Annotated in this window: 21 protein-coding genes and 1 pseudogene; 10 read left to right on the forward strand and 12 right to left on the reverse strand. The window is 71.7% G+C overall.

Annotated features, from left to right (window positions below):
• The first annotated feature begins 8 nt into the window (after positions 1–8).
• The 5 genes and pseudogenes from FB470_RS00890 to FB470_RS00910 all read left to right on the forward strand — a co-directional run bounded on the left by FB470_RS00890 (position 9) and on the right by FB470_RS00910 (position 2,668).
• Positions 9–407 (forward strand): VOC family protein, encoded by a 399-nt coding sequence (locus tag FB470_RS00890; RefSeq protein ID WP_306987918.1) that lies wholly within the window; start codon positions 9–11, stop codon positions 405–407.
• Positions 407–949, forward strand: coding sequence for a histidine phosphatase family protein (locus FB470_RS00895; protein WP_306987919.1), 543 nt, complete (start codon positions 407–409; stop codon positions 947–949). The genes FB470_RS00890 and FB470_RS00895 overlap by 1 nt, the downstream gene beginning before the upstream one ends.
• Positions 950–959: 10 nt before the next feature.
• Positions 960–1,736 carry an enoyl-CoA hydratase/isomerase family protein gene (locus FB470_RS00900; protein ID WP_306987920.1) on the forward strand — a complete coding sequence of 259 codons (777 nt, stop codon included), beginning with the start codon at positions 960–962 and terminating at the stop codon, positions 1,734–1,736.
• A gap of 217 nt (positions 1,737–1,953) precedes the next feature.
• Positions 1,954–2,314, forward strand: a pseudogene (locus FB470_RS00905) (transposase family protein); the annotation flags it as partial.
• Between the two features lie 126 nt (positions 2,315–2,440).
• Positions 2,441–2,668, forward strand: coding sequence for a superinfection immunity protein (locus FB470_RS00910; protein ID WP_306987924.1), 228 nt, complete (start codon positions 2,441–2,443; stop codon positions 2,666–2,668).
• Between the two features lie 92 nt (positions 2,669–2,760).
• Here FB470_RS00910 and fahA read toward each other — a convergent pair whose 3' ends face one another.
• From fahA to FB470_RS00955, 9 genes are all read right to left on the reverse strand, one after another.
• Entirely contained in the window at positions 2,761–3,942 is a 1,182-nt protein-coding gene (fahA, locus tag FB470_RS00915) for a fumarylacetoacetase (RefSeq protein WP_306987925.1), read from the reverse strand.
• On the reverse strand, positions 3,939–4,799 hold the full coding sequence (locus FB470_RS00920; protein ID WP_306987926.1) for a hypothetical protein: 861 nt from the start codon (positions 4,797–4,799) through the stop codon (positions 3,939–3,941). The genes fahA and FB470_RS00920 overlap by 4 nt, the downstream gene beginning before the upstream one ends.
• Positions 4,769–5,959, reverse strand: coding sequence for a homogentisate 1,2-dioxygenase (locus FB470_RS00925; protein ID WP_306987927.1), 1,191 nt, complete (start codon positions 5,957–5,959; stop codon positions 4,769–4,771). Before FB470_RS00925 ends, FB470_RS00920 begins: the two co-directional genes overlap by 31 nt.
• Before the next feature lie 63 nt (positions 5,960–6,022).
• The gene (locus tag FB470_RS00930) at positions 6,023–6,556 is read right to left on the reverse strand and encodes a MarR family winged helix-turn-helix transcriptional regulator (RefSeq protein ID WP_306987929.1); all 534 of its coding nucleotides are present in this window, start codon (positions 6,554–6,556) and stop codon (positions 6,023–6,025) included.
• 36 nt (positions 6,557–6,592) lie between these two features.
• On the reverse strand, positions 6,593–7,915 hold the full coding sequence (locus FB470_RS00935; RefSeq protein WP_306987931.1) for an MFS transporter: 1,323 nt from the start codon (positions 7,913–7,915) through the stop codon (positions 6,593–6,595).
• Between the two features lie 25 nt (positions 7,916–7,940).
• Positions 7,941–9,347: an FAD-dependent oxidoreductase gene (locus FB470_RS00940; RefSeq protein WP_306987932.1), complete on the reverse strand. Its 1,407-nt coding sequence runs from the start codon at positions 9,345–9,347 to the stop codon at positions 7,941–7,943.
• Positions 9,344–10,120, reverse strand: coding sequence for an SDR family NAD(P)-dependent oxidoreductase (locus tag FB470_RS00945; protein ID WP_306987934.1), 777 nt, complete (start codon positions 10,118–10,120; stop codon positions 9,344–9,346). Before FB470_RS00945 ends, FB470_RS00940 begins: the two co-directional genes overlap by 4 nt.
• Positions 10,113–10,928, reverse strand: a complete 816-nt coding sequence (locus tag FB470_RS00950; protein ID WP_306987936.1) for an SDR family NAD(P)-dependent oxidoreductase — start codon at positions 10,926–10,928, stop codon at positions 10,113–10,115. The genes FB470_RS00945 and FB470_RS00950 overlap by 8 nt, the downstream gene beginning before the upstream one ends.
• Complete coding sequence (locus FB470_RS00955) at positions 10,925–11,332, reverse strand: nuclear transport factor 2 family protein (RefSeq protein ID WP_306987939.1); 408 nt, start codon at positions 11,330–11,332, stop codon at positions 10,925–10,927. The genes FB470_RS00950 and FB470_RS00955 overlap by 4 nt, the downstream gene beginning before the upstream one ends.
• A gap of 113 nt (positions 11,333–11,445) precedes the next feature.
• Here FB470_RS00955 and FB470_RS00960 point away from each other — a divergent pair, with 113 nt between their 5' ends.
• A complete protein-coding gene (locus FB470_RS00960; protein ID WP_306987941.1) occupies positions 11,446–12,117 on the forward strand; it encodes an IclR family transcriptional regulator in 672 nt (223 codons plus the stop codon).
• A 249-nt stretch (positions 12,118–12,366) separates the two neighbouring features.
• Here the strand turns inward: FB470_RS00960 and FB470_RS00965 are convergent, their stop codons facing one another.
• A complete protein-coding gene (locus FB470_RS00965) occupies positions 12,367–13,074 on the reverse strand; it encodes an SDR family oxidoreductase (RefSeq protein WP_306987943.1) in 708 nt (235 codons plus the stop codon).
• A gap of 120 nt (positions 13,075–13,194) precedes the next feature.
• Here FB470_RS00965 and FB470_RS00970 point away from each other — a divergent pair, with 120 nt between their 5' ends.
• From FB470_RS00970 to FB470_RS00980, 3 genes are all read left to right on the forward strand, one after another.
• Entirely contained in the window at positions 13,195–13,815 is a 621-nt protein-coding gene (locus FB470_RS00970; RefSeq protein WP_306987945.1) for an L-threonylcarbamoyladenylate synthase, read from the forward strand.
• Between the two features lie 66 nt (positions 13,816–13,881).
• Positions 13,882–14,019, forward strand: a complete 138-nt coding sequence (locus FB470_RS00975; protein WP_306987947.1) for a hypothetical protein — start codon at positions 13,882–13,884, stop codon at positions 14,017–14,019.
• 3 nt (positions 14,020–14,022) lie between these two features.
• Complete coding sequence (locus FB470_RS00980; protein WP_306987949.1) at positions 14,023–14,700, forward strand: hypothetical protein; 678 nt, start codon at positions 14,023–14,025, stop codon at positions 14,698–14,700.
• A gap of 278 nt (positions 14,701–14,978) precedes the next feature.
• Here the strand turns inward: FB470_RS00980 and FB470_RS00985 are convergent, their stop codons facing one another.
• The gene (locus FB470_RS00985; protein ID WP_306987950.1) at positions 14,979–16,286 is read right to left on the reverse strand and encodes a phosphotransferase family protein; all 1,308 of its coding nucleotides are present in this window, start codon (positions 16,284–16,286) and stop codon (positions 14,979–14,981) included.
• Positions 16,283–17,536, reverse strand: a complete 1,254-nt coding sequence (locus tag FB470_RS00990) for an acyl-CoA dehydrogenase family protein (RefSeq protein WP_306987951.1) — start codon at positions 17,534–17,536, stop codon at positions 16,283–16,285. Before FB470_RS00990 ends, FB470_RS00985 begins: the two co-directional genes overlap by 4 nt.
• A 46-nt stretch (positions 17,537–17,582) precedes the next feature.
• Between FB470_RS00990 and FB470_RS00995 the strand changes: the two genes are divergently transcribed.
• Positions 17,583–18,350 (forward strand): SDR family NAD(P)-dependent oxidoreductase, encoded by a 768-nt coding sequence (locus tag FB470_RS00995; RefSeq protein WP_306987952.1) that lies wholly within the window; start codon positions 17,583–17,585, stop codon positions 18,348–18,350.
• Positions 18,351–18,353 lie beyond the last annotated feature (3 nt).

Raw genomic sequence — 18,353 nt, forward strand, 5'->3', positions numbered from 1 at the left:
GAGTTCCCGTGCGTGACCCCCGAGACGCCTGCCACGTCGCCATCCCGGCCCGCGACCTCGACGAGGCCGTCGAGTTCTACGTCCTCGGCCTCGGCGCGAAGATGGCCCGCCGCTACGACGACCGCGTGACGTTCGACTTCTTCGGCGACCAGCTCGTGTGCCACCTGTCGGAGACCGTGCCCGCGGAGGCGGTGGCCTACCCGCGGCACTTCGGCGTGAGCTTCGCGCGCGCCGAGGACTTCGACCGGCTCGTGCGGGTGGTCGAGCACCGGAAGCTGCCGGTGCTGTCCGGGCCGTCGCTGCGGTTCGAGGGCACGGCCGAGCAGCACCGGACACTGTTCCTGGTCGACCCGTCGAACAACGTGCTGGAGTTCAAGAACTACGACGACCCGCGGTTGCAGTACTGATGGCCCTGCATCTGGTCCGGCACGGGCAGAGCGAGTGGAACGTGGCGGGCCGCGTGCAGGGGCAGTCGCCGCGCGCCGGCGGGCTGACCGCGCTCGGCCGGGAGCAGGCCGCGGCGGTCCGGGTGAACGGGACGGCGATCGTGACGAGCGACCTGCCGCGCGCGCGGGAGACGGCCTCGATCATCGCGCGACGTCTGGGGCTGCCGGTGCTCGTCGAGGCCGGCTTGCGGGAGCAGCGGCTGGGCGCGCTGGAGGGCCGCCGCTTCGCCGACGTGCAGCCGGTGATCGACGGGCTGTGGGCCGATCCGCGGCGGCCTCCGCCCGGTGGCGGCGAAAGCATCGCCGACCTGCACCGGCGGGTGCACCGGGCCCTGGCCCGGCTGGCGGCGCGCCACCCACGGGAGGAGCTGATCGTGGTGACGCACGGCGGGCCGGTGCGGGTGGCGACGACGGCAGCCGACCCGGTGCTCGGCGAGGCGGTGCCGCGGGACGCGGTCGGGAATGCGACGGTGATCACTGTGCATCCGGGCGCGCCCGTCTAGCCTGCGGCGCGTGACTTCCCTCGTGCGCGTGGAACGCGACCCGTCCGGGCTGGCCGTGCTGACGATCGACGCCGGGCCGCTGAACCTGTACTCGCTGGAGTTGCACGCCGACTTCGACGCCGCGCTGGACGAGCTGGGCGAGGCACGGGCGCTGCTGATCCGGGCCGAGGGCAGGATCGTGAGCGGCGGGGTCGACGTGTCGCTGTTCGACGCGCAGGAGACGCCCGAGCAGGCGAAGGAGCTGTTCGACCGGATGCTGGCGCTGCCGGAGCGGGTGGCGGCGCTGGAGATCCCGACGGTGTTCGCGGCGCACGGGTTGTGCCTGACGTGGGCGTTCGAGCTCGCGGTGGCATGCGATCTGATCGTCGCGGCGGAGCGGGCGTCATTCGGCCTGGTGGAGAAGGTCGTCGGGCTGACCCCGACGATGGGCGGCACGCAGCGGCTGGCGGCCCGTGCCGGTGTGGGCCGCGCGAAGGAGTTCGTCATGACCGGCGACCGCTACCCGGCGGCGGTGCTGGAGCGGTGGGGCGTGGTGAACCGGGTCCTGCCCGACGACGGCTTCGACGACGCCGCTCGCGCGTTCGCGGCCGGTTTGGCCGCCGGCCCCACCCGTGCCCACGCGGCGACGAAGAAGGTGCTCGCCCACTTCGAACGCGGCGGCGTCCCGGAGGCGAACGCGCACATCACGTCCCTGGCGGCGGAGTTGTACCGCACCGAGGACCTGCGCAACGCGATCCGGTCGTTCCTGACGGACGGCCCGGGGAAGGCGACGTTCACCGGGCGCTAGGACCTGTCCTCAAAGTGGGTTCGGTTGTTCTGCTTTGATCAACGGGATGTTGTTCAAGGGCAGGACGGAGGCGGCGTGGCGGGACCTGCCCGAGCGTTAGGGGCCGTGGAGGACGGTCTATCACCGGTTCTGGCGCTGGTCACGCAACGGCACCTCGAGCATGCTGGTGTCGACGGTGCGGGTGGTCGCCCACGCGATCGACGAGCTCGATCGTGAGGTGTCGATCGATTCCAGCGTCGTGCGTGCCCACCACCACGCCGCTGGTGCTCGCCGGACGAGCTCACACAGGGGGCGAGCGGATCTTCCGGCGGCACAGCGAGCCAGGTGAGCATGCCCTCGATCGTTCGCGCGGGGGACCGACCACCACAATCCACCTCGCCTGTCACGGTCACCGCCGGCCCCTGCCGGTCGTGCTGACCGGCGGGAACATCAACGACTGCACCATGGTCAGCCGCAACGTGGTCGAACGCTGCTTCAACCGCCTCAAGCAGTCCCGCGCCATCGCCACCCGCTTCGACAAAACCGCCACCTCACACCACGGCATGATCGACCTGGCCACCCTGCTCATCTGGCTTTGAGGACACGCCCTAGGGAGGTCCAGCGGCAGGGGGCGCCAGGAGCTGGTGACCGTGACGCGTGCGTTGTGATCATGATGTGACACGGGGACTTGTGGCGCGCGCCGCGACGTGCCGACCGGAACAGACGTGAGCTTTCGCAACTTCTGGGAGTTCGTGCTCGGGACCTTCGCACTGCCGAGCGCAGGCCGGTCGCCTTCCTGGTCCCATCTTCATCGCACACGGCCGGGCTCTTCGGAGTCCGAGCCGATCACCTGGATCACACTCCTGCTGAGCTGGACGATGTTCGGCTGGATAGCGGCTTTGGTGTGGGCGTTCAACTCCAAGCCCGCCGAGCAGGTGCAGGCCGCCACGTAGCCGGCTCGTGGCCGTCCACCTCGACGTCGGCGACCTCGGTCACCACCGGCGTGAGGCACCCCCGGCGCGGTAGCGCCGGGGGTGCCCTCGCGTCAGCGCTTGGCTTCCGTGGCCGGGAGGATCCTCCCCCGCACCTCGCCGAAACCGATGCGTCCCTCGGCGCCGGGCGCGGTCGCCGAGATCGAGACCTCGTCGCCGTCCAGGAGGAAGGAACGTTCTTCCCCGTTGACCGTGACCGGCTCCTTGCCGCCCCAGGTCAGCTCGATGAAGGCGCCCCGCTGGTCCTTCTCCGGGCCGGAGATGGTGCCCGACGCGTACAGGTCACCGGTCCGCGAGCACGCGCCGTTGACCGTCATGTGCGCCAGCATCTGCGCCGGCGACCAGTACATCTCGCGGTACGGCGGGCGGCTGACCTCCTGCCCGTTCCACGTCACCGACAAGTCGACATCGAGGCCCCACGGCTCATTTTCCCGCAGGTACGGCAACACCGGCGGATCCTGCACCGGCGTCGGGACGCGCGCGGCCTCCAGCGCGAGCAGCGGCACGACCCACGGGGAGATCGACGTCGCGAAGCTCTTGCCCAGGTTCGGGCCCAGCGGCACGTACTCCCAGGCCTGGATGTCCCGCGCCGACCAGTCGTTCACCAGCACCGCGCCGAACACGTGCCGCGTGAAGTCGGCCGTGGACACACCCGAACCGAGTGGCGAACCGACGCCGACGATGAACCCCAGTTCCGCCTCGATGTCCAGCCGCCGGGACTCACCGAACGTCGGCGCGTCCTCGTCCGGCGCCTTCCGCTGCCCACAGGGCCGCACGATGTCCGTGCCGGACACGACCACCGTCCCGGACCGCCCGTGGTAGCCCACCGGCAGGTGCTTCCAGTTCGGCATCAGCGGCTCGGCATCCGGCCGGAACAGCCGCCCCAGGTTCGACGCGTGGTGCTCCGAGGCGTAGAAGTCGACGTAGTCGGCGACCTCGACCGGCAGGTGCAGCCGCACCTCGTCCACGCCGAACACCGCCGCGGCCGGCACGTCGCCCTGGACCAGCGAGACCAGACGCGACCGCACCTCGACCCACCGGTCGTAGCCCTGCGCCATGAACGCGTTCAGCGACGGCTGGGCGAACACCTCGTCCCCCAGCGCCGCGGCCAGGTCCACCACGGAATCACCGACCCGGACACCCACCCGTGGCGCGGTGCCGGGCGTGGAGAACACGCCGTAGGGCAGGTTGTCCAGCCCGAACAGCGACCCTTCGGGGATGTCGATCGTGGTCACGCCGTCACTCCTCCTTCCAGCGCCGAAGCCGGGACCAGTCCCAGGTCCACCAGCTCCGCCACCGGCTCGTCGATGCTGCACGTCCCGAACGAGCGGAACACCGCGCGCGCCGGAACGTCCACTTCGGACACCAGCTCGGCCACCCGGGCGCCGTCCCGCTCGGCCAGCAGCGAAACCAGTTCGTCGACACCGGCCCCGCGCACCGCGGCCGCGGTGGCCAGCAACAGGTTCAGGAACCCGTGCTGCTCGAACCCGGTCGACGGATCGGTGTTGCGCACGGCGTGGTGCAGGCCGGCGGTGGCCTTGAACGGCACTTCCGCCCGCACCACGGCCAGCACGGCCTCGGCCAGCTCGGTCTCGCCGGGATACAGCTCGGCCTTCACGCCGCCGGTGCGGAACTTGGCCGCGTGCCCGGTCTTCGCGCAGGTGGCGATCACCTCGGCCCGGCGGGCGTCCCGCGGCACCTCGACGAACACCGGCACCTCACCGGCGACCTCCAGACCGCGGAAGAACTCCGGCACCGGCAGATCGGCGGGGACCGCGACCTCGAACCCGGCCAGCCGCACCGGCAGGTCGGCGGCCCGGCCCAGAGCGTCCGGCAGCTGGGCCGGGCCGCCCGGCGCGGTGACGGCCAGGTCCAGCGGATCGGACACGACCGCGCCCAGTTCGGCGAGCGCGGGAGCCGCCAGGATCAGCGGCCCGACCAGCTCGCCGTAGCCGGAGGCCAGGTGCGCCGCGTGGTCCGGCACCGCCTGCGCCAGCGGCTTCAGGCCGGGCGGGAACACCGCCGCGTCGTCGAGGAAGCCGTCGAACAGGCTCGCGGCGGTCACTGCGGTCCCCGTCCGGCCCAGGTCCACGCGTAGTTCGGGTCCTCGGCCGCACGGCCGCCCTCGCCGAGCTCCAGCGGCCGGAACGTGTCGACCATGACGGCCAGCTCGTCGAAGAACTCGACGCCGATGCTGCGCTCGTAGGCGCCCGGCTGCGGCCCGTGCGAGTGGCCGCCCGGGTGCAGCGAGATCGAGCCCTGCCCGATGCCGGACCCCTTGCGCGCCTCGTAGTCGCCGCCGCAGTAGAACATGACCTCGTCGGAGTCCACATTGGAGTGGTAGTAGGGCACCGGGATGGACAGCGGGTGGTAGTCCACCTTGCGCGGCACGAAGTTGCAGACGACGAAGTTGTCGCCCTCGAACACCTGGTGCACGGGCGGCGGCTGGTGCACGCGGCCGGTGATCGGTTCGAAGTCGCTCACGTTGAACGTGTACGGGTAGAGGCAGCCGTCCCAGCCGACCACGTCGAACGGGTGCTGCGGGTACACGAACCGCGTTCCGACGATTCCCGTGCTGCCGCGGTGCTTGATCAGCACCTCGACATCGGTGCCCTCGGCGAGCAGCGGCTCGGCCGGCCCGTGCAGGTCGCGCTCGCAGTACGGCGCGTGCTCGAGCAGCTGGCCGTACTTCGACAGGTACCGCTTGGGCGGCGTGATGTGCGAGTTGGCCTCGATGGCGTAGGCGCGCACCGGCCCGTCCGGCACCCAGCGGTGCGTGGTGGCGCGCGGCAGGATCACGTAGTCGCCCTGGCGGAAGGGCAGCACGCCGAACACCGTCTCGACGGTGCCCTCGCCGGACTCGATGTAGACGCACTCGTCGCCGATCGAGTTGCGGTACAGCGGCGAGGTCTCGCCCGCCGCCACGTACGAGATGCGCACGTCGCCGTTGCCCAGCACGAGCCGGCGCCCGGTGACGATGTCGTGGGACTTCCACTCCTCACCCGGGAACAGCTCGTGCAGCTTGAGGTGCCGCGGCCGCATCGGGTGGTTGGCCTCGGTGGTCAGGTCCGGGAGTTCCCAGACCGTCGAGTCGACGATCGCCGACGGGATGTTGCGGTGGTAGAGCAGCGAGGAGTCGCTGGAGAAGCCCTCCTCCCCCATCAGCTCCTCGTAGTACAGGCCGCCCTCGGGTGTGCGGTGCTGGGTGTGTCGCTTCGGGGGAACGGCACCGACCTGCCGGTAGTACGCCATGACCTCGCCTCCTTGCCGGTCCGATGTAGTTAATGTATGTACTACTTCGCCGGAGCGCAAGGGTCAGTTGCGGCCGCGCACGTCGAACTGGTCGCGGTTGGTGATCAGCTTGTCCAGCAACATGATCAGGATCCGCTGCTCGGCCTCGGTGAGCACGCTGGTCCACTCGTGCTCACGCTCGTTCTGCGCGCGGAACACCTCGACCATCTCGGCGCGCCCGCGCTCGGTCAGCGACAGCAGCACCGAGCGGCCGTCGTGCTCACCGGGCGTGCGCTCCAGCATGCCGTCGGCGACCAGGGTCTTGGTCAGGTTCGACACCGCGGCCCGGCTCATGCCGGTCAGCTCGGCGGCCTTCTTGGCCTCCAGCGGCCCGGCCAGCCAGGTGACGAACAGCAGCCGGAACCCCGACCAGGACCGGCCGCGCGGACGGTGGACGCTGGACTCCAGGTCGTAGGTGACGATGTTGGACGCCCGGTTCAGGGTGAGCAGCACCTCGGTGGCCAACTGGTGCCGGAAGCCGAACTCGTCGGCGAGACGGCGGTTGGCGAGCTCGACGAAGGACCAGAAGTCGAGCCCGCTCACACCGCCGTCCGCCATGACCGCAACCCTAACGTCCGAAGAAGTAGTTAATACCTAAACTACCTCAGGGGTGCGCTCCACGCCACGCCGTTCCTTCGTCACCTTGAGGAAGCACAGCATCACCGCGCAGAGGACCAGGCAGCCGATCGGGAAGTACAGACCGACCGACACGTCGTCGGCGGTGGCGTTCTTGCCGATGACGTAGGGCCCGAAGAACCCGCCCAGCGCGGCGATCGAGTTGATCGCCGCCAGACCGACCGCGGTGTGCTCCTTGGACAGCACGCGCGCCGCCAGCGCCCAGTAGGGCGCGAGGTAGCCGAGCACGCCGATCGCGACCAGCGACAGGCAGATCAGCGCGGCGACCGGGGTGTGCCGGAACTGGATGGTGCCGAGCAGGCCGATCGCGGCCAGCAGCATCATCGCGACGACGTGCCCGCGCCGTTCGCCGGTGCGGTCGGAGTTGCGGGCCACGATCAGCATGCCGAGGGCGCCGACGATCCACGGGATCACGCCGAGGAAACCGATGTTGGTCGCCGAGTACGACGGGTCCATCTGCTTGACGATCTGCGGCACGAAGAAGGTGAACCCGTACAGGCCGCACGCGGCGAAGAGGTTCGCGAAGGCCATGTAGAGCACCCTGCGGTCCTTCATCACCCGCAGCTGGCCCAGGAAGGTCTCCTTCTGCTCCGGCGCGTAGTCCTTGTTGATCTCGGTCTCCAGCCAGTCCTTCTCCTCGGCGGACAGGAAGCTCGCCTGAGCGGGCTTGTTCGGCAGGTACACCAGCACGACCAGGCCGACCAGCACCGCGGGCAGGCCCTGCAGGATGAACACCCAGCGCCAGCCGGACAGGCCGAACCAGTGCAGGTGGTCCAGGATCAGGCCGCCGGTCAGGCCGCCGAGGATCATCGCGACCGGCTGGGCGATCGCCAGTGTCGCGATCGCGCGGCCGCGTTCCTTGGGCCGGAACCACAGCGTCAGGTACAGCAGCAGGCCCGGGTACAGGCCGGCCTCGGCGACGCCGAGCACGATCCGCGCGATGTAGAGCTGCGGGATGTTCTGCACGAACCCGGTGATCGCGGTGACGATGCCCCAGCTGATCGCGATGCGGGCGAGCCAGATCCGGGCGCCCACCTTCTTCATGATCATGTTGCTGGGGACCTCGAACACCACGTAGGCGAGGAAGAAGATCGCCGACGCGGTGCCGAACACGGCCGTGGTGATCGCCAGCTCGTGCTGCATGCCCAGCTGGGCGTAGCTGATGTTGGACCGGTCCATGTAGTTGAACACGTACAGCAGCGCGACCAGCGGCAGCACTCTGCGGCTGACCTTGCGGACCGTGCGGCTGCCGACGTCACCGGCAGTGGTGGTTTCGCTCATGTCTCTCCTCGTTGAGTTCGCGAAATCAGGCCGCGGCGTTGATGCCGGCGAGGCGGCCCATGGTCAGGGCGTTGGCGACGGCGTTGCCGCCACCGACGTAGCGCTGCCCGAGCACTCCGGCTCCGGCCTCGCCCGCGGCGAAGAGGCCGTCGATGACCTCGCCACGCTCGTCGCGCACGGCCGCGCGTGCGTCGATCTCCAGTCCGGCGTGCGTGCACACCAGCTCCGCGGGCAGCAGGCGCGCCGCGTAGAACGGGGGTTCGCCGATCGGGTCCGGGTGGCCCGTCGCGCCCTTGCTGGCGAGCGTGCGGTGCCGCAGGAACTCCGGGTCGTGCCCGGACGGCAGCTGCTCGTTCCAGCGGCGCACCGTCGCGACCAGCGCGTCGGCGGGGATCCCGGCCTTGCCGGCCAGTTCCTCGAGGCTACCCGCGCGCAGCGTGCGCCCGGCCTCGGCCTCCGCCAGGACGTGGCCCGCGTCCCAGTGCGCGTACCCGGCGGGCAGGCTGAGCCGGGCGCGCTCGTCGAAGACCGCCCACGCCGTGCCGCCCTGCCGCTCGATGACGCCGCTGGACACCGCGTAGGAGGCGTCCTCGTCCATGAACCGGCGGCCCGCGCCGTTGACGTAGATCCGCGACTTCGGCGGGAACCCGGACTGCCAGTGGTGCAGCCGCTGGAAGTAGGCGGTGGGCAGCAGCAGGCCCCAGCCGTCACCGGTGACCCCGGCGCCGACCTGCTCGCCGAAGCGCAGGTGGTCGCCGCGGCTGCCGTCGGCGGCGACGACGAACAGGTCCTCGCCCGCCCGCAGCGCCGCCGGGTAGTAGCGCGCCAGCAGGTCCGGGTCCCGGGCGAACCCGCCGCTGGCGACCACGACCGCGCCGGCGCGCACCTCGATGCCGTCGGCGACCACCCCGGCGACCCGGCCGTCCTGCTCGATCAGGCGCTCGACCCGGGTGTTGAGGACGACCTCGGCACCGCGCGTGCGCGCGGCCCTGGCGAGCACCTGGACCACGCCGTAGCCCTGGTCCTTGGGCACGTGCCCGCGCCACACGTCCTCGACACCGGCCTGGCACAGCCCCGGCGTGTGCGCGTTGCCCGACACCTTCGCCGGGATCTCCACACCCAGGCCGATCAGCCACTCCAGCGTCGGCCCGGAGTGCTCGCAGAACGCGGCGATCAGGCCCGGGTTGAGCTGCCAGGAGTTGAGGTCCATGTAGTGCTGGAAGAACCGCTCGGCGGAGTCGTCCACGCCCAGCGCGGCCTGCACGCTCGTGCCGGCCGCGGTGAACATGCCCGCGGACAGCTGCGTGGAGCCGCCCAGCTCGGTTTCGGATTCGAACAGCAGCACCGAGGCGCCCCGCTCGGCGGCCGAGGTGGCCGCGGCGAGCCCGGCGCCGCCGCCACCGACGACCACGACGTCCCAGTCGTCACTCACTGCAGGTCCCCTCCGGTCTCGGCGATGATGCGGTGGTACAGGCCGTTGGACACCAGGCCGCCGTCCACGGTGACCTCGCTGCCGGTCATGTAGCTCGACCGGTCCGACAGCAGGAACAGCACGGCCTCGGTGATCTCCGCGGGCTGGGCCGTGCGCCCGGCCGGGATGCTCGCCACGGCCGAGGTGACGAACGAGTCCGCACCGGCCAGCAGCCCGGTGTCCACGAGCCCGGGGTGGACCGAGTTGACCCGGATCCCCCACTTCGCGAAGCCGCCCGCGGCCGATTTGGACAGCCCGGTCAGGCCCCACTTGCTGGAGCTGTACGCGGGCGAGAAGTAGCCGATCTGGCCGGAGATCGAGGAGATGTTGACGATCGACCCGCCGCCGGAGTCGCGCATCAGCCCGGCCACGGCCTTCATGCCGTAGAACGGGCCGGACAGGTTGATGCGCAGGACCTTCTCCCAGATCTCGTCGGTGGTGTCCAGGAACTCCAGACGGCGGGAGACGCCGGCGTTGTTGACCAGGCCGGTGAGACGCCCGCGGGCCGCGCGGATCTCCTCGACGACCCGTGCCCACGCCTGTGGGTCGGTCACGTCCAGCTGGTGCGCCGACGCCGATCCGCCGTCGGATCGGATCTCCTCGACGATCGTCGCGGCGTCGGCGATGTCCGCGACACAGACGTGCGAGCCGTGGCGCGCGAGCGCGCGTGCGTGACTGGCACCCATGCCCGCCGCGGCGCCCGTGACGAGCACGGTGTCCGGGTACTCAGACATGCCGCGACCCACCGTCGACGGCGATGCTGTGACCGGTCACGTAGCGGGCGCTGTCGGAGAGCAGGAACAGCAGCGGGCCGACGACCTCCTCCGGCGAGCCGAGGCGGTGCAGCGGCACGACGTCCAGCGCGTGCTGCAGCGCGGCCGGGTCTTCCTTGACCCAGCGCGTCATCTCGGTGTCGATGTAGCCCGGCGCGATCGAGTTGACCCGGATGCCCTTGTCGCCCAGCTCGACGGCGAGCGACTCGGTGAGGTGCGCGACGGCGGCCTTGGAGGTGCAGTATGCGCCGCGGCCCCGCCGGACCCGGATCGCCGACACCGACGACATGTTCACGATCGCGCTGCCCGGCTCCATGTGCCGCGCGGCGGCCTGGGCGCCGTAGAGCACGCCCTCGACGTTGACCGACAGCGTCGCGTTGATCTGTTCCGGCGTGATCTCCTCGGCCAGGGCGAACGGGAAGATGCCGGCGTTGTTGACCCAGAAGTCGATGCGCCCGAACCGTTCCAGCGCCAGCTGTGCCACGGTTTCGTGGTCCTCGGGCTTGGTGACGTCGATGCGAGTGCCGACGACCTGGCCGGGCTTGCCGGCGATCGACGACGCGGTGACGGCCGCGTTGATCTCGGTCGCGGTGGCCAGCATCTGCTCTTCGTTGATGTCGGCTGCCACGACGTGGACCCCACGCGTGGCCAGCGCGGCGGTGAAGCGCGCGCCCATCCCACGGGCCGCGCCGGTGACGACCGCGACCTTGCCCGGGAGCTCGGGGTGGACGGCCGTCATCGGCTCGTGCTGGGCGCGGGTGTCGCTCATCGGTTCTCCTTCATGTCGTCGCGGCGCACCGTGCGGCGGCGGATGCGCCAGGTGCCCGCGTGGCGGACCAGGTCGTCGGTGATCGTGGTCTGGCGCAGCAGCTCCGGCGGGCCGCCCGGCAGGGTGCGCACGATCTGCAGGTAGGCGCGGACGGTGAGGCCGCCGGCCGCCGGCGTGACGTGGACGTTGGTGAGGACGTGGCGGGTGACGCCGTCCTGCCGCGCGAAATCCGCCGCGAATTTCGTGAGGGCCTCGGTACCGGCGACGGGAGCCGGGTAGCTGGGCGAGTGGAACTCCCCGTCCGGGGTGAACGTGGCGGCCCATTCGCGCGCGTGGCCCTCGTCGATGTAGTGGCTCTGCGCGCCGTACAGCTGCTGGACGAGCGCGAGCGTCTCCACGTCCACGGTGACCTCCTGCGGGGTTTGCACGACCGACTTGGCGTGCTATTATCGCACGCAGCGTGCGAACTACGGAAACAGTAGGTCGCGGTCCGGCTCGTCGTCAAGGGGGTGCCCTCGTGTCCGAAGTCGACTCGGGGATGTCGAAAACGCTGCACAACGGGTTGCAGATCCTCGAACTGCTCGTCGCGCACCCGCAGGGGATGACGCTGACGGAGATCGCGGAGGGGGTCGGGGTGCACCGCACGGTGGCGCACCGGCTGGTGCGGACGCTGGAGGCGCACCGGTTGTGCCGGCGGGACCGGTTCAAGCGGATCTCGCTGGGCACCGGCCTGGTGCGGCTGGCCGAGCCGGTGGAACAGGACCTGCGCACGCTCGCGCGGCCCGTGCTGGAGGAGCTGACGGACCTGACCCAGGCGACGGCGCACCTGGTCGTGCGCGAGAACGCCGAGGAGGTGCGGATGCTGATGATCGTGGAGCCGCGGCAGGCGCGGATGCACGTGAGCTTCCGGCCCGGCCAGGTGGACCCGATCGACCGCGGCTCGGCGGGGCTGGCGCTGCTGGCGGCGGCGCCGCCCGTGCCGGGCGAGCGGGAAGAGGTGTCGCAGGCCCGCAAACGCGGATTCGCCGTGTCCTACGGGGAGATCGCGCCCTCGGTGATCGGGATTTCGGCGATCGTGCCCGGCCGCGAGGTGAGCATCGGCTTGTCACTGTTCTCGGCGCCCGACGAGGAAGCGCTGGGCCGCACGGTGGTCGACGCCGCGCAGCGGCTGGCGTCCGTGCTGCGGTGACGCCGCGCGGGCTGCGGCACCACACACGCGGCCCGGGCCGCCTCGACGCGGCGGGCCGCGGTCACGAGCGGCGGGACGATCGGACCACGCCGGCCGCAGGCTCGTCGGCCACAGCCGCTTCGCGGCCGAGCCATCGGACCCAGGGCACCGGGCCACGAGACGGCCGAGCGATCGGACCGCCGCGCGTGCGAGAGCCCTGGGCCGCGCCGTCATCCACGGCGGCCCAGCCCCTGAGTCCTCAGCGCGGACCTACACCTGCGCCGTCGGGCGGAGGATGATCTCGTTGACGTCCACTTCGGCCGGTTGCGCGATGGCGTACGCGATCGCGCGCGCGACCGCCGCGGCCGGGATCGTCTTCGCGCGGTAGGTGCGCATCCCCTCCGCGGCGTCGTCGTCGGTGATCGAGTCGGCCAGCTCGGATTCCGTCACGCCGGGCGACACGGTGGTCACCCGGATGTCCGGCCCGGCCTCCTGGCGCAGCCCCTCCGACAGCGCCCACACCGCGTACTTCGTCGCGCAGTAGACGGCCGCCGTCGGGCTCACCTGGTGCGCCCCGATCGACGCCACGTTCACGAAGTGCCCGCCGCCCTGCCGCCGCATCACCGGCAGCCCCGCCGCGATGCCGTGCAGCACGCCCCGGACGTTCACGTCGATCATCCGGTTCCACTCGTCCACCTTCAGGCGGTCCAAAGCGGACAGTGGCATGACACCGGCGTTGTTCACGATCACGTCGACCCGGCCGTGCGACGCCACCGCCCAGTCCACGAACCCCCGCACGTCCGCGGCGTCGGTGACGTCGAGCCGGCGGTAGGCGGCGTTGCCGATCTCCGACGCCAGCTCCCGCAACCGCTCCACGCGACGGGCACCCAGCACGACCTGGTGCCCCGCCCCGGCCAGCTCCCGCGCGGTGGCCGCCCCGATCCCGCTGCTCGCCCCGGTGATGACCACGACTGACATGGTTTCTCCCTTCCGTCACCCCCAGTCTCGGAAGGTGCGCGGAGGGCCACCAGGCCGCGGCGTTCCGGGGTGCGGTGCACCCAGGCAGCCGAGCGAGCCGGAAGATCCTAAGCTCTTCACATGGCGAAGTACTTCGACGTGCACCCGGACAACCCCCAGCGTCGCGCGATCGGACAGATCGTCGACCTGCTGCGGCAGGACGGCCTGATCGCCTACCCCACCGACTCCGCCTACGCGCTGGGCTGCCAGCTCGGCAACCGGGACGGCCTGGACCGCATCCGGTCGATCCGCCACCTCGACGACCGGCACCACTTCACGCTCGTCTGCCGCGACTTCGCCCAGCTCGGCCAGTTCGTGCACGTCGACAACACGGTGTTCCGCGCCATCAAGGCCGCCACGCCCGGTAGTTACACGTTCATCCTCCCGGCCACGAAAGAAGTACCGCGGCGGCTGCTGCACCCGAAGAAGAAAACCGTCGGTGTGCGCATCCCCGACCACGTCGTCGTGCAGGCGCTGCTCGACGAGCTGGGCGAGCCGCTGGTGTCGAGCACCCTGCTGCTGCCCGACCACGCCGAGCCGCTGACGCAGGGCTGGGAGATCAAGGACGAGCTGGACCACGTGCTCGACGCCGTGGTCGACTCCGGCGACTGCGGCACCGAGCCCACCACGGTGATCGACTTCTCCGCGGGCGAGCCGGAGATCGTCCGAAAGGGTGCCGGCGACCCCGCACGTTTCGAATAGCTCTGGACATCGCCGCGATGACGGGTCACGCTGGAAAAACGCACCCTGATCCGCGAGGAGGCTGCGATGAGACTGGGCCGGAAACTTGCCGTGGGCGTCGTCGAAGAATCCGAGGTCGAGGAGATCACGCCCGTCGAGGAGCCACGCGAGACCGCCGAGACCCCCGAGCCGGAGCGTCCCGCGCCCGTCACCGCCGATCGCTGAGCCATGGCGGGCTGGCTGTCGTTGCGCCGCATGCCCCAGGAACGGCGCGACGCCCCGCTGCGCGGCTACAAGCTGGCGTACCCGATGATCTCGGCCGAGGGCACCGAGGCCGGGTTCACCGGGGTGTCGCTCGGCCGCGCCCACGCCTACCGGGTCGAGGCCGAGGCGAGGTGCGCGCAGAGCAGCAGGCACCCGAGCCCGTCCCGGCTGTGCGACTGCGGGTTCTACTGCTTCCACGAGCTGGCCGACGCCCGCGCGCTCGCCTGCGATCCGCAGTACCAGCAGAGCGTGCTGCTGGAGGTGGACGCCGCCGGGCGCTACTTCCGCTACGAGCGGGGGCTGCGGTACTCGCGGCAGACCGTGCGGGCGGTGCACGCCGGGTTGTGCGCGTGCGGGTGGCCGGCGCAGGTGTTCGTGGCGACCGGCACCGGGGTGGTGGGCTGGCGGAAGCTGCTGCCGGTGTGCTCGACGTGCGCGGGCAACCGGCCGCCGCTGACGCTGGAGCACTTCAGCCGCCTCGCGGGGGTGCCGGTCCACCGGGACGACGGGGCGGTCGCGTTCACGACCGGCGCCGTGGCGGGGCCCGAGATGGTGCCGCTGCTGTCCGCGGAGGTGGCCCTGCTGCACGCCCGCCTCGACGAGCTGCAAACCCAGCTGGACCGCCTCACGCGGGGCACCTGACGCGCATCCACCACCCGGCGGCGCGCGACCGGCGGGCCCACCTCACCAGGTGTCGCGGGTTCACCGCCCCACGCGAGCACCCCCAAGAGTCAGCCCCCAGCTCACCCGGGTTCAGGCCGACGGAGGGCCGACGCATCGGCGCGGCCCGCGCCTGATCGCGGCCGCGCGCGTGAGCACCCCCCGGGGCAGCCGGTTCACCACCCCCTCGGGACCGCCGACCACCAGCGGCCCCCCCCCGGCCCACACCTCACCGCGGCCGCACGCGAGCACCCCGGAGGTCAGCCGCCGTCCAGGTAGCGCGGGTTGGCCACCAGCAGCCGGTCCGTGACGTCCTCCCGCACCGCGTTCAGCACCGTCTCGTCGAAGGGGTCCAGCCGCCCCGTGCGGAGCGCCGCGGCCAGCTCGGCGTGCGATCGGAACCCGAGCGCGGCCAGCCGCTCCCCGTGCCGGGCCTCCTGCGCCGCCCCCAGGCGCAACTCCCGCTCCACCACGCCCAGCACGTTCGCCGCCACCCGGGCCTGGAAGCTCAGCCGCCCCTCGGTTCCCGGCATGACCTCCGTCCGCAGGAACTCCGCCACCGCCTCGACCAGATCCACCGCGCTCGGCCGGCCGTGCAGGTCCGGCGTCGCGGCAGCCACCGCGTCCCCGGCGCCACCAGGCACCCCGAGCGCGCACAGCAGGTCGTGCTCCTGCTCGCACACCCGCCGTCCGATCGCCGCCAGCTCGACCGACCGCGTCCGCCCGCTCAGGTGCCGCTCCGCCTGGTGCAGGCACATCACGCCCCACCGCACGGTGCCGAACACCTCCCACCAGTGCAGCGCGGCCGGGTCCGGCCGGAACCCGGCGACCTCGGCGTACCCGTCCAGCAGCTCGTCCCGGCTGCCGAACCCGCCCGCGGGCAGCGGCGAACCGAACCGCCACGCCTTGACGCACAACCAGCCCAGGTCCTCCAGCGGATCGCCCCGGTGCGCCAGCTCCCAGTCGAGCACCGCGGCGAGACCGCCGGGCGCGACGATCAGGTTCCCGGTCCGGAAGTCCCCGTGCACGACCGTGTCACCCGACGGCCCGGGGCGGTGGGCGCGCAGCCAGTGCAGCCCGATCTCCAGTGACGGCAGTGGCTGCCCCAGCGCGTCGTACATCCGCACCACCGCGTCCAGCGGGTCCACTTCGGACAGTCCGGGCACGAGCGGCATCGCGTGGATCCGCGCCGCCACCCGGCCCAGTTCCGCGGCCAGCCCGGGCCGCACCCCGGCGAACTCCGGGTCCCGCAGCAGCCGCCGCGGGATCGTCTCGCCGTCGACGTGCGAGGTGATCAGGTACGGCGAACCGAGCACACCGGTGTCCGTGCTGTGGTCCACCAGCCGCGGCACCGGAACGCCCGCCTCGCCGGCGGCCCGGATCAGCGCGGCCTCCAACGCCATCTCCTCCGGCCGCCCCTCCCCCGGCGGGTCGCGCCGCAGCACCAGCCGCCCGCCGGGGCGCGCCTCGAACGCCCAGGTCTCCCGGCTCGCGCCGCCGCTGAGCCGCCGCAGGCCGGTGATCTCCGCGCCCAGCCGCCGCCGCAGCGCCTCCGCCAGCTCGCTCATCGCTTGCCCGGCCCGGCGAACCCGAACAGGTACCCGGCGATCTTGCGCATCTGGATCTCCTCGGCGCCTTCGGTGATGCGGTACCGCCGGTGGTGGCGGTAGATGTGCTCGAACGGCGTGTGCCGCGTGTAGCCGAGGCCGCCGTGCACCTGCATCGCGCGGTCGGCGGCGTCGCACACCAGCCGGTTGGCGCGGTAGTTGCACATCGACACCTTGTCGCTGATCAGCATGTGGTCGGTGCGGTCGAGCTCCCACGCCGTCTTCCGCACCAGCGCGCGCACCAGTTCGGCCTCGGTGTGCAGCTCGACCAGCGGCCACTGGATCGCCTGCCGTTCCGCCAGCGGGCGGCCGAACGTGACCCGCTCCCGCGCGTACGCCACGCTCCGGTCGATGCAGTACTGCGCCGCGCCGACCCCGGACGCGGCCTGCCGGATCCGGTTCTCGTGCACGAAGTGCTGCGCCAGCGCCAGCCCCTGCCCGACCTCGCCGAACACCGCTGTCGCCGGCACGCGGACGTCGCGCAACGTCACCTCCGCGTGGTCGGTGGGCATGTTGAACGTCCACCAGTGGAAGTCGACGGAGAACCCCGGCGAGCCGGTCGGCACGACGAACGCGGTGATGCCGCGCGGGTCGCCGCCCTCACCGGACGTCCGGGCGAAGATCACGTCGTGCGTGGCCGAGTGCAGGCCGGAGTTGAACCGCTTGGCGCCGTTGAGGACCCAGTCGCCCCCGTCGCGCACGGCGGTCGTCTCCAGCCAGGTGGCGTCGCTGCCGTGGTCGGGTTCGGTCAGTCCGAACGCGACACGTTTCGTGCCGGTGATCATGCCCTCGACGAACTCCTCCTGCTGCTCGGCGGTGCCGAAGGCGAGGAACATGTGGACGAACGGGAAGTTCCCCACCACCGACGCCTCGTTCTGCAGGTCGTTGTGCAGGCCGAGGCCCTTGGCCGCGAGGTGCTCGCGGATCACGGCCATGTCGAGGTTCGAGCCGTCACCGCCGCCGACCGACTGGGGCAGCCCGTAGCGCAACCAGCCCGCGCGGTCGGCGCGGGCGGACATCTCCTCGAGCAGCGCCTCCCACTCCGGGCGCGGCGTGCCGCCGGCTTCGAAGTCGGTGCGCGCGAACTCCCGGCGGTGGTCGAAGAAGCGCTCGTTGTCGTCCTGCCGTTGCAGGGGCCAGATCTCGTCCTCGAGGAACTGGTCCAGTTCGGCGAGCCGCTGCCGCAACGGCGGGGGCAACTCGAAGTCCATGGGCAACTCCTTGCGTGGGAATCGGGGCCTGGGGCACCATCCGGCCATGACCAACCCGTTCGACCTCAGCGGACACGCGTCGGTGATCACCGGCGGCAACTCGGGAATCGGCCTCGCGATGGCGCACGCGCTGGCCGCCGCCGGAGCCGGCGTCGCCATCTGGGGCACCAACGCCGAGCGCAACGACCAGGCCGTCGCCGAACTGTCCCGGCACGGCACCACAGTTCTCGCGGTCCGCTGCGACGTCGGCGACGAGGAGGCCGTCGACACCGCGATGGCGCAGAGCGTGGAAGCATTGGGAAGACTGGATTCCTGCTTCGTCAACGCCGGGCTCGCCGGGACGGGCACCCGCTTCACCGAGACGTCGCTGGAGGAGTTCCGCCGCGTCACCCGGGTCGACCTGGACGGGGCCTTCCTCACCCTCCGCGCGGCCGCACGGGTGATGCTGGCGCAGGGCACGGGCGGCAGCCTGGTCGGCACGTCGAGCGTGGCGGCCGTGCAGGGCCAGCCGCGCGGGCAGGCGTACGCGGCGAGCAAGGCCGGGCTGACCGCGATGATCAAGTCGATCGCGATCGAGCTGGCCCGCCACGGCATCCGCGCCAACGCGGTCCTGCCCGGCTGGGTGCACACGCCGCTGGCCGCACCGGCGCTGGACTCCGAAGGGTTCCAGCGCCGCGTGCTGCCGCGGATGCCGGTCGGCCGCTGGGGCAGGCCGGACGACTTCGGCGCGCTCGCGGTGTACCTGGCGAGCCCGGCCAGCGCCTTCCACACCGCCGACACCATCACCGTCGACGGCGGCTACCTCAGCTTCTGACCG

It is taken from the genome of Amycolatopsis thermophila (genome assembly GCF_030814215.1).
In the GTDB taxonomy this organism is placed as follows: domain Bacteria; phylum Actinomycetota; class Actinomycetes; order Mycobacteriales; family Pseudonocardiaceae; genus Amycolatopsis_E; species Amycolatopsis_E thermophila.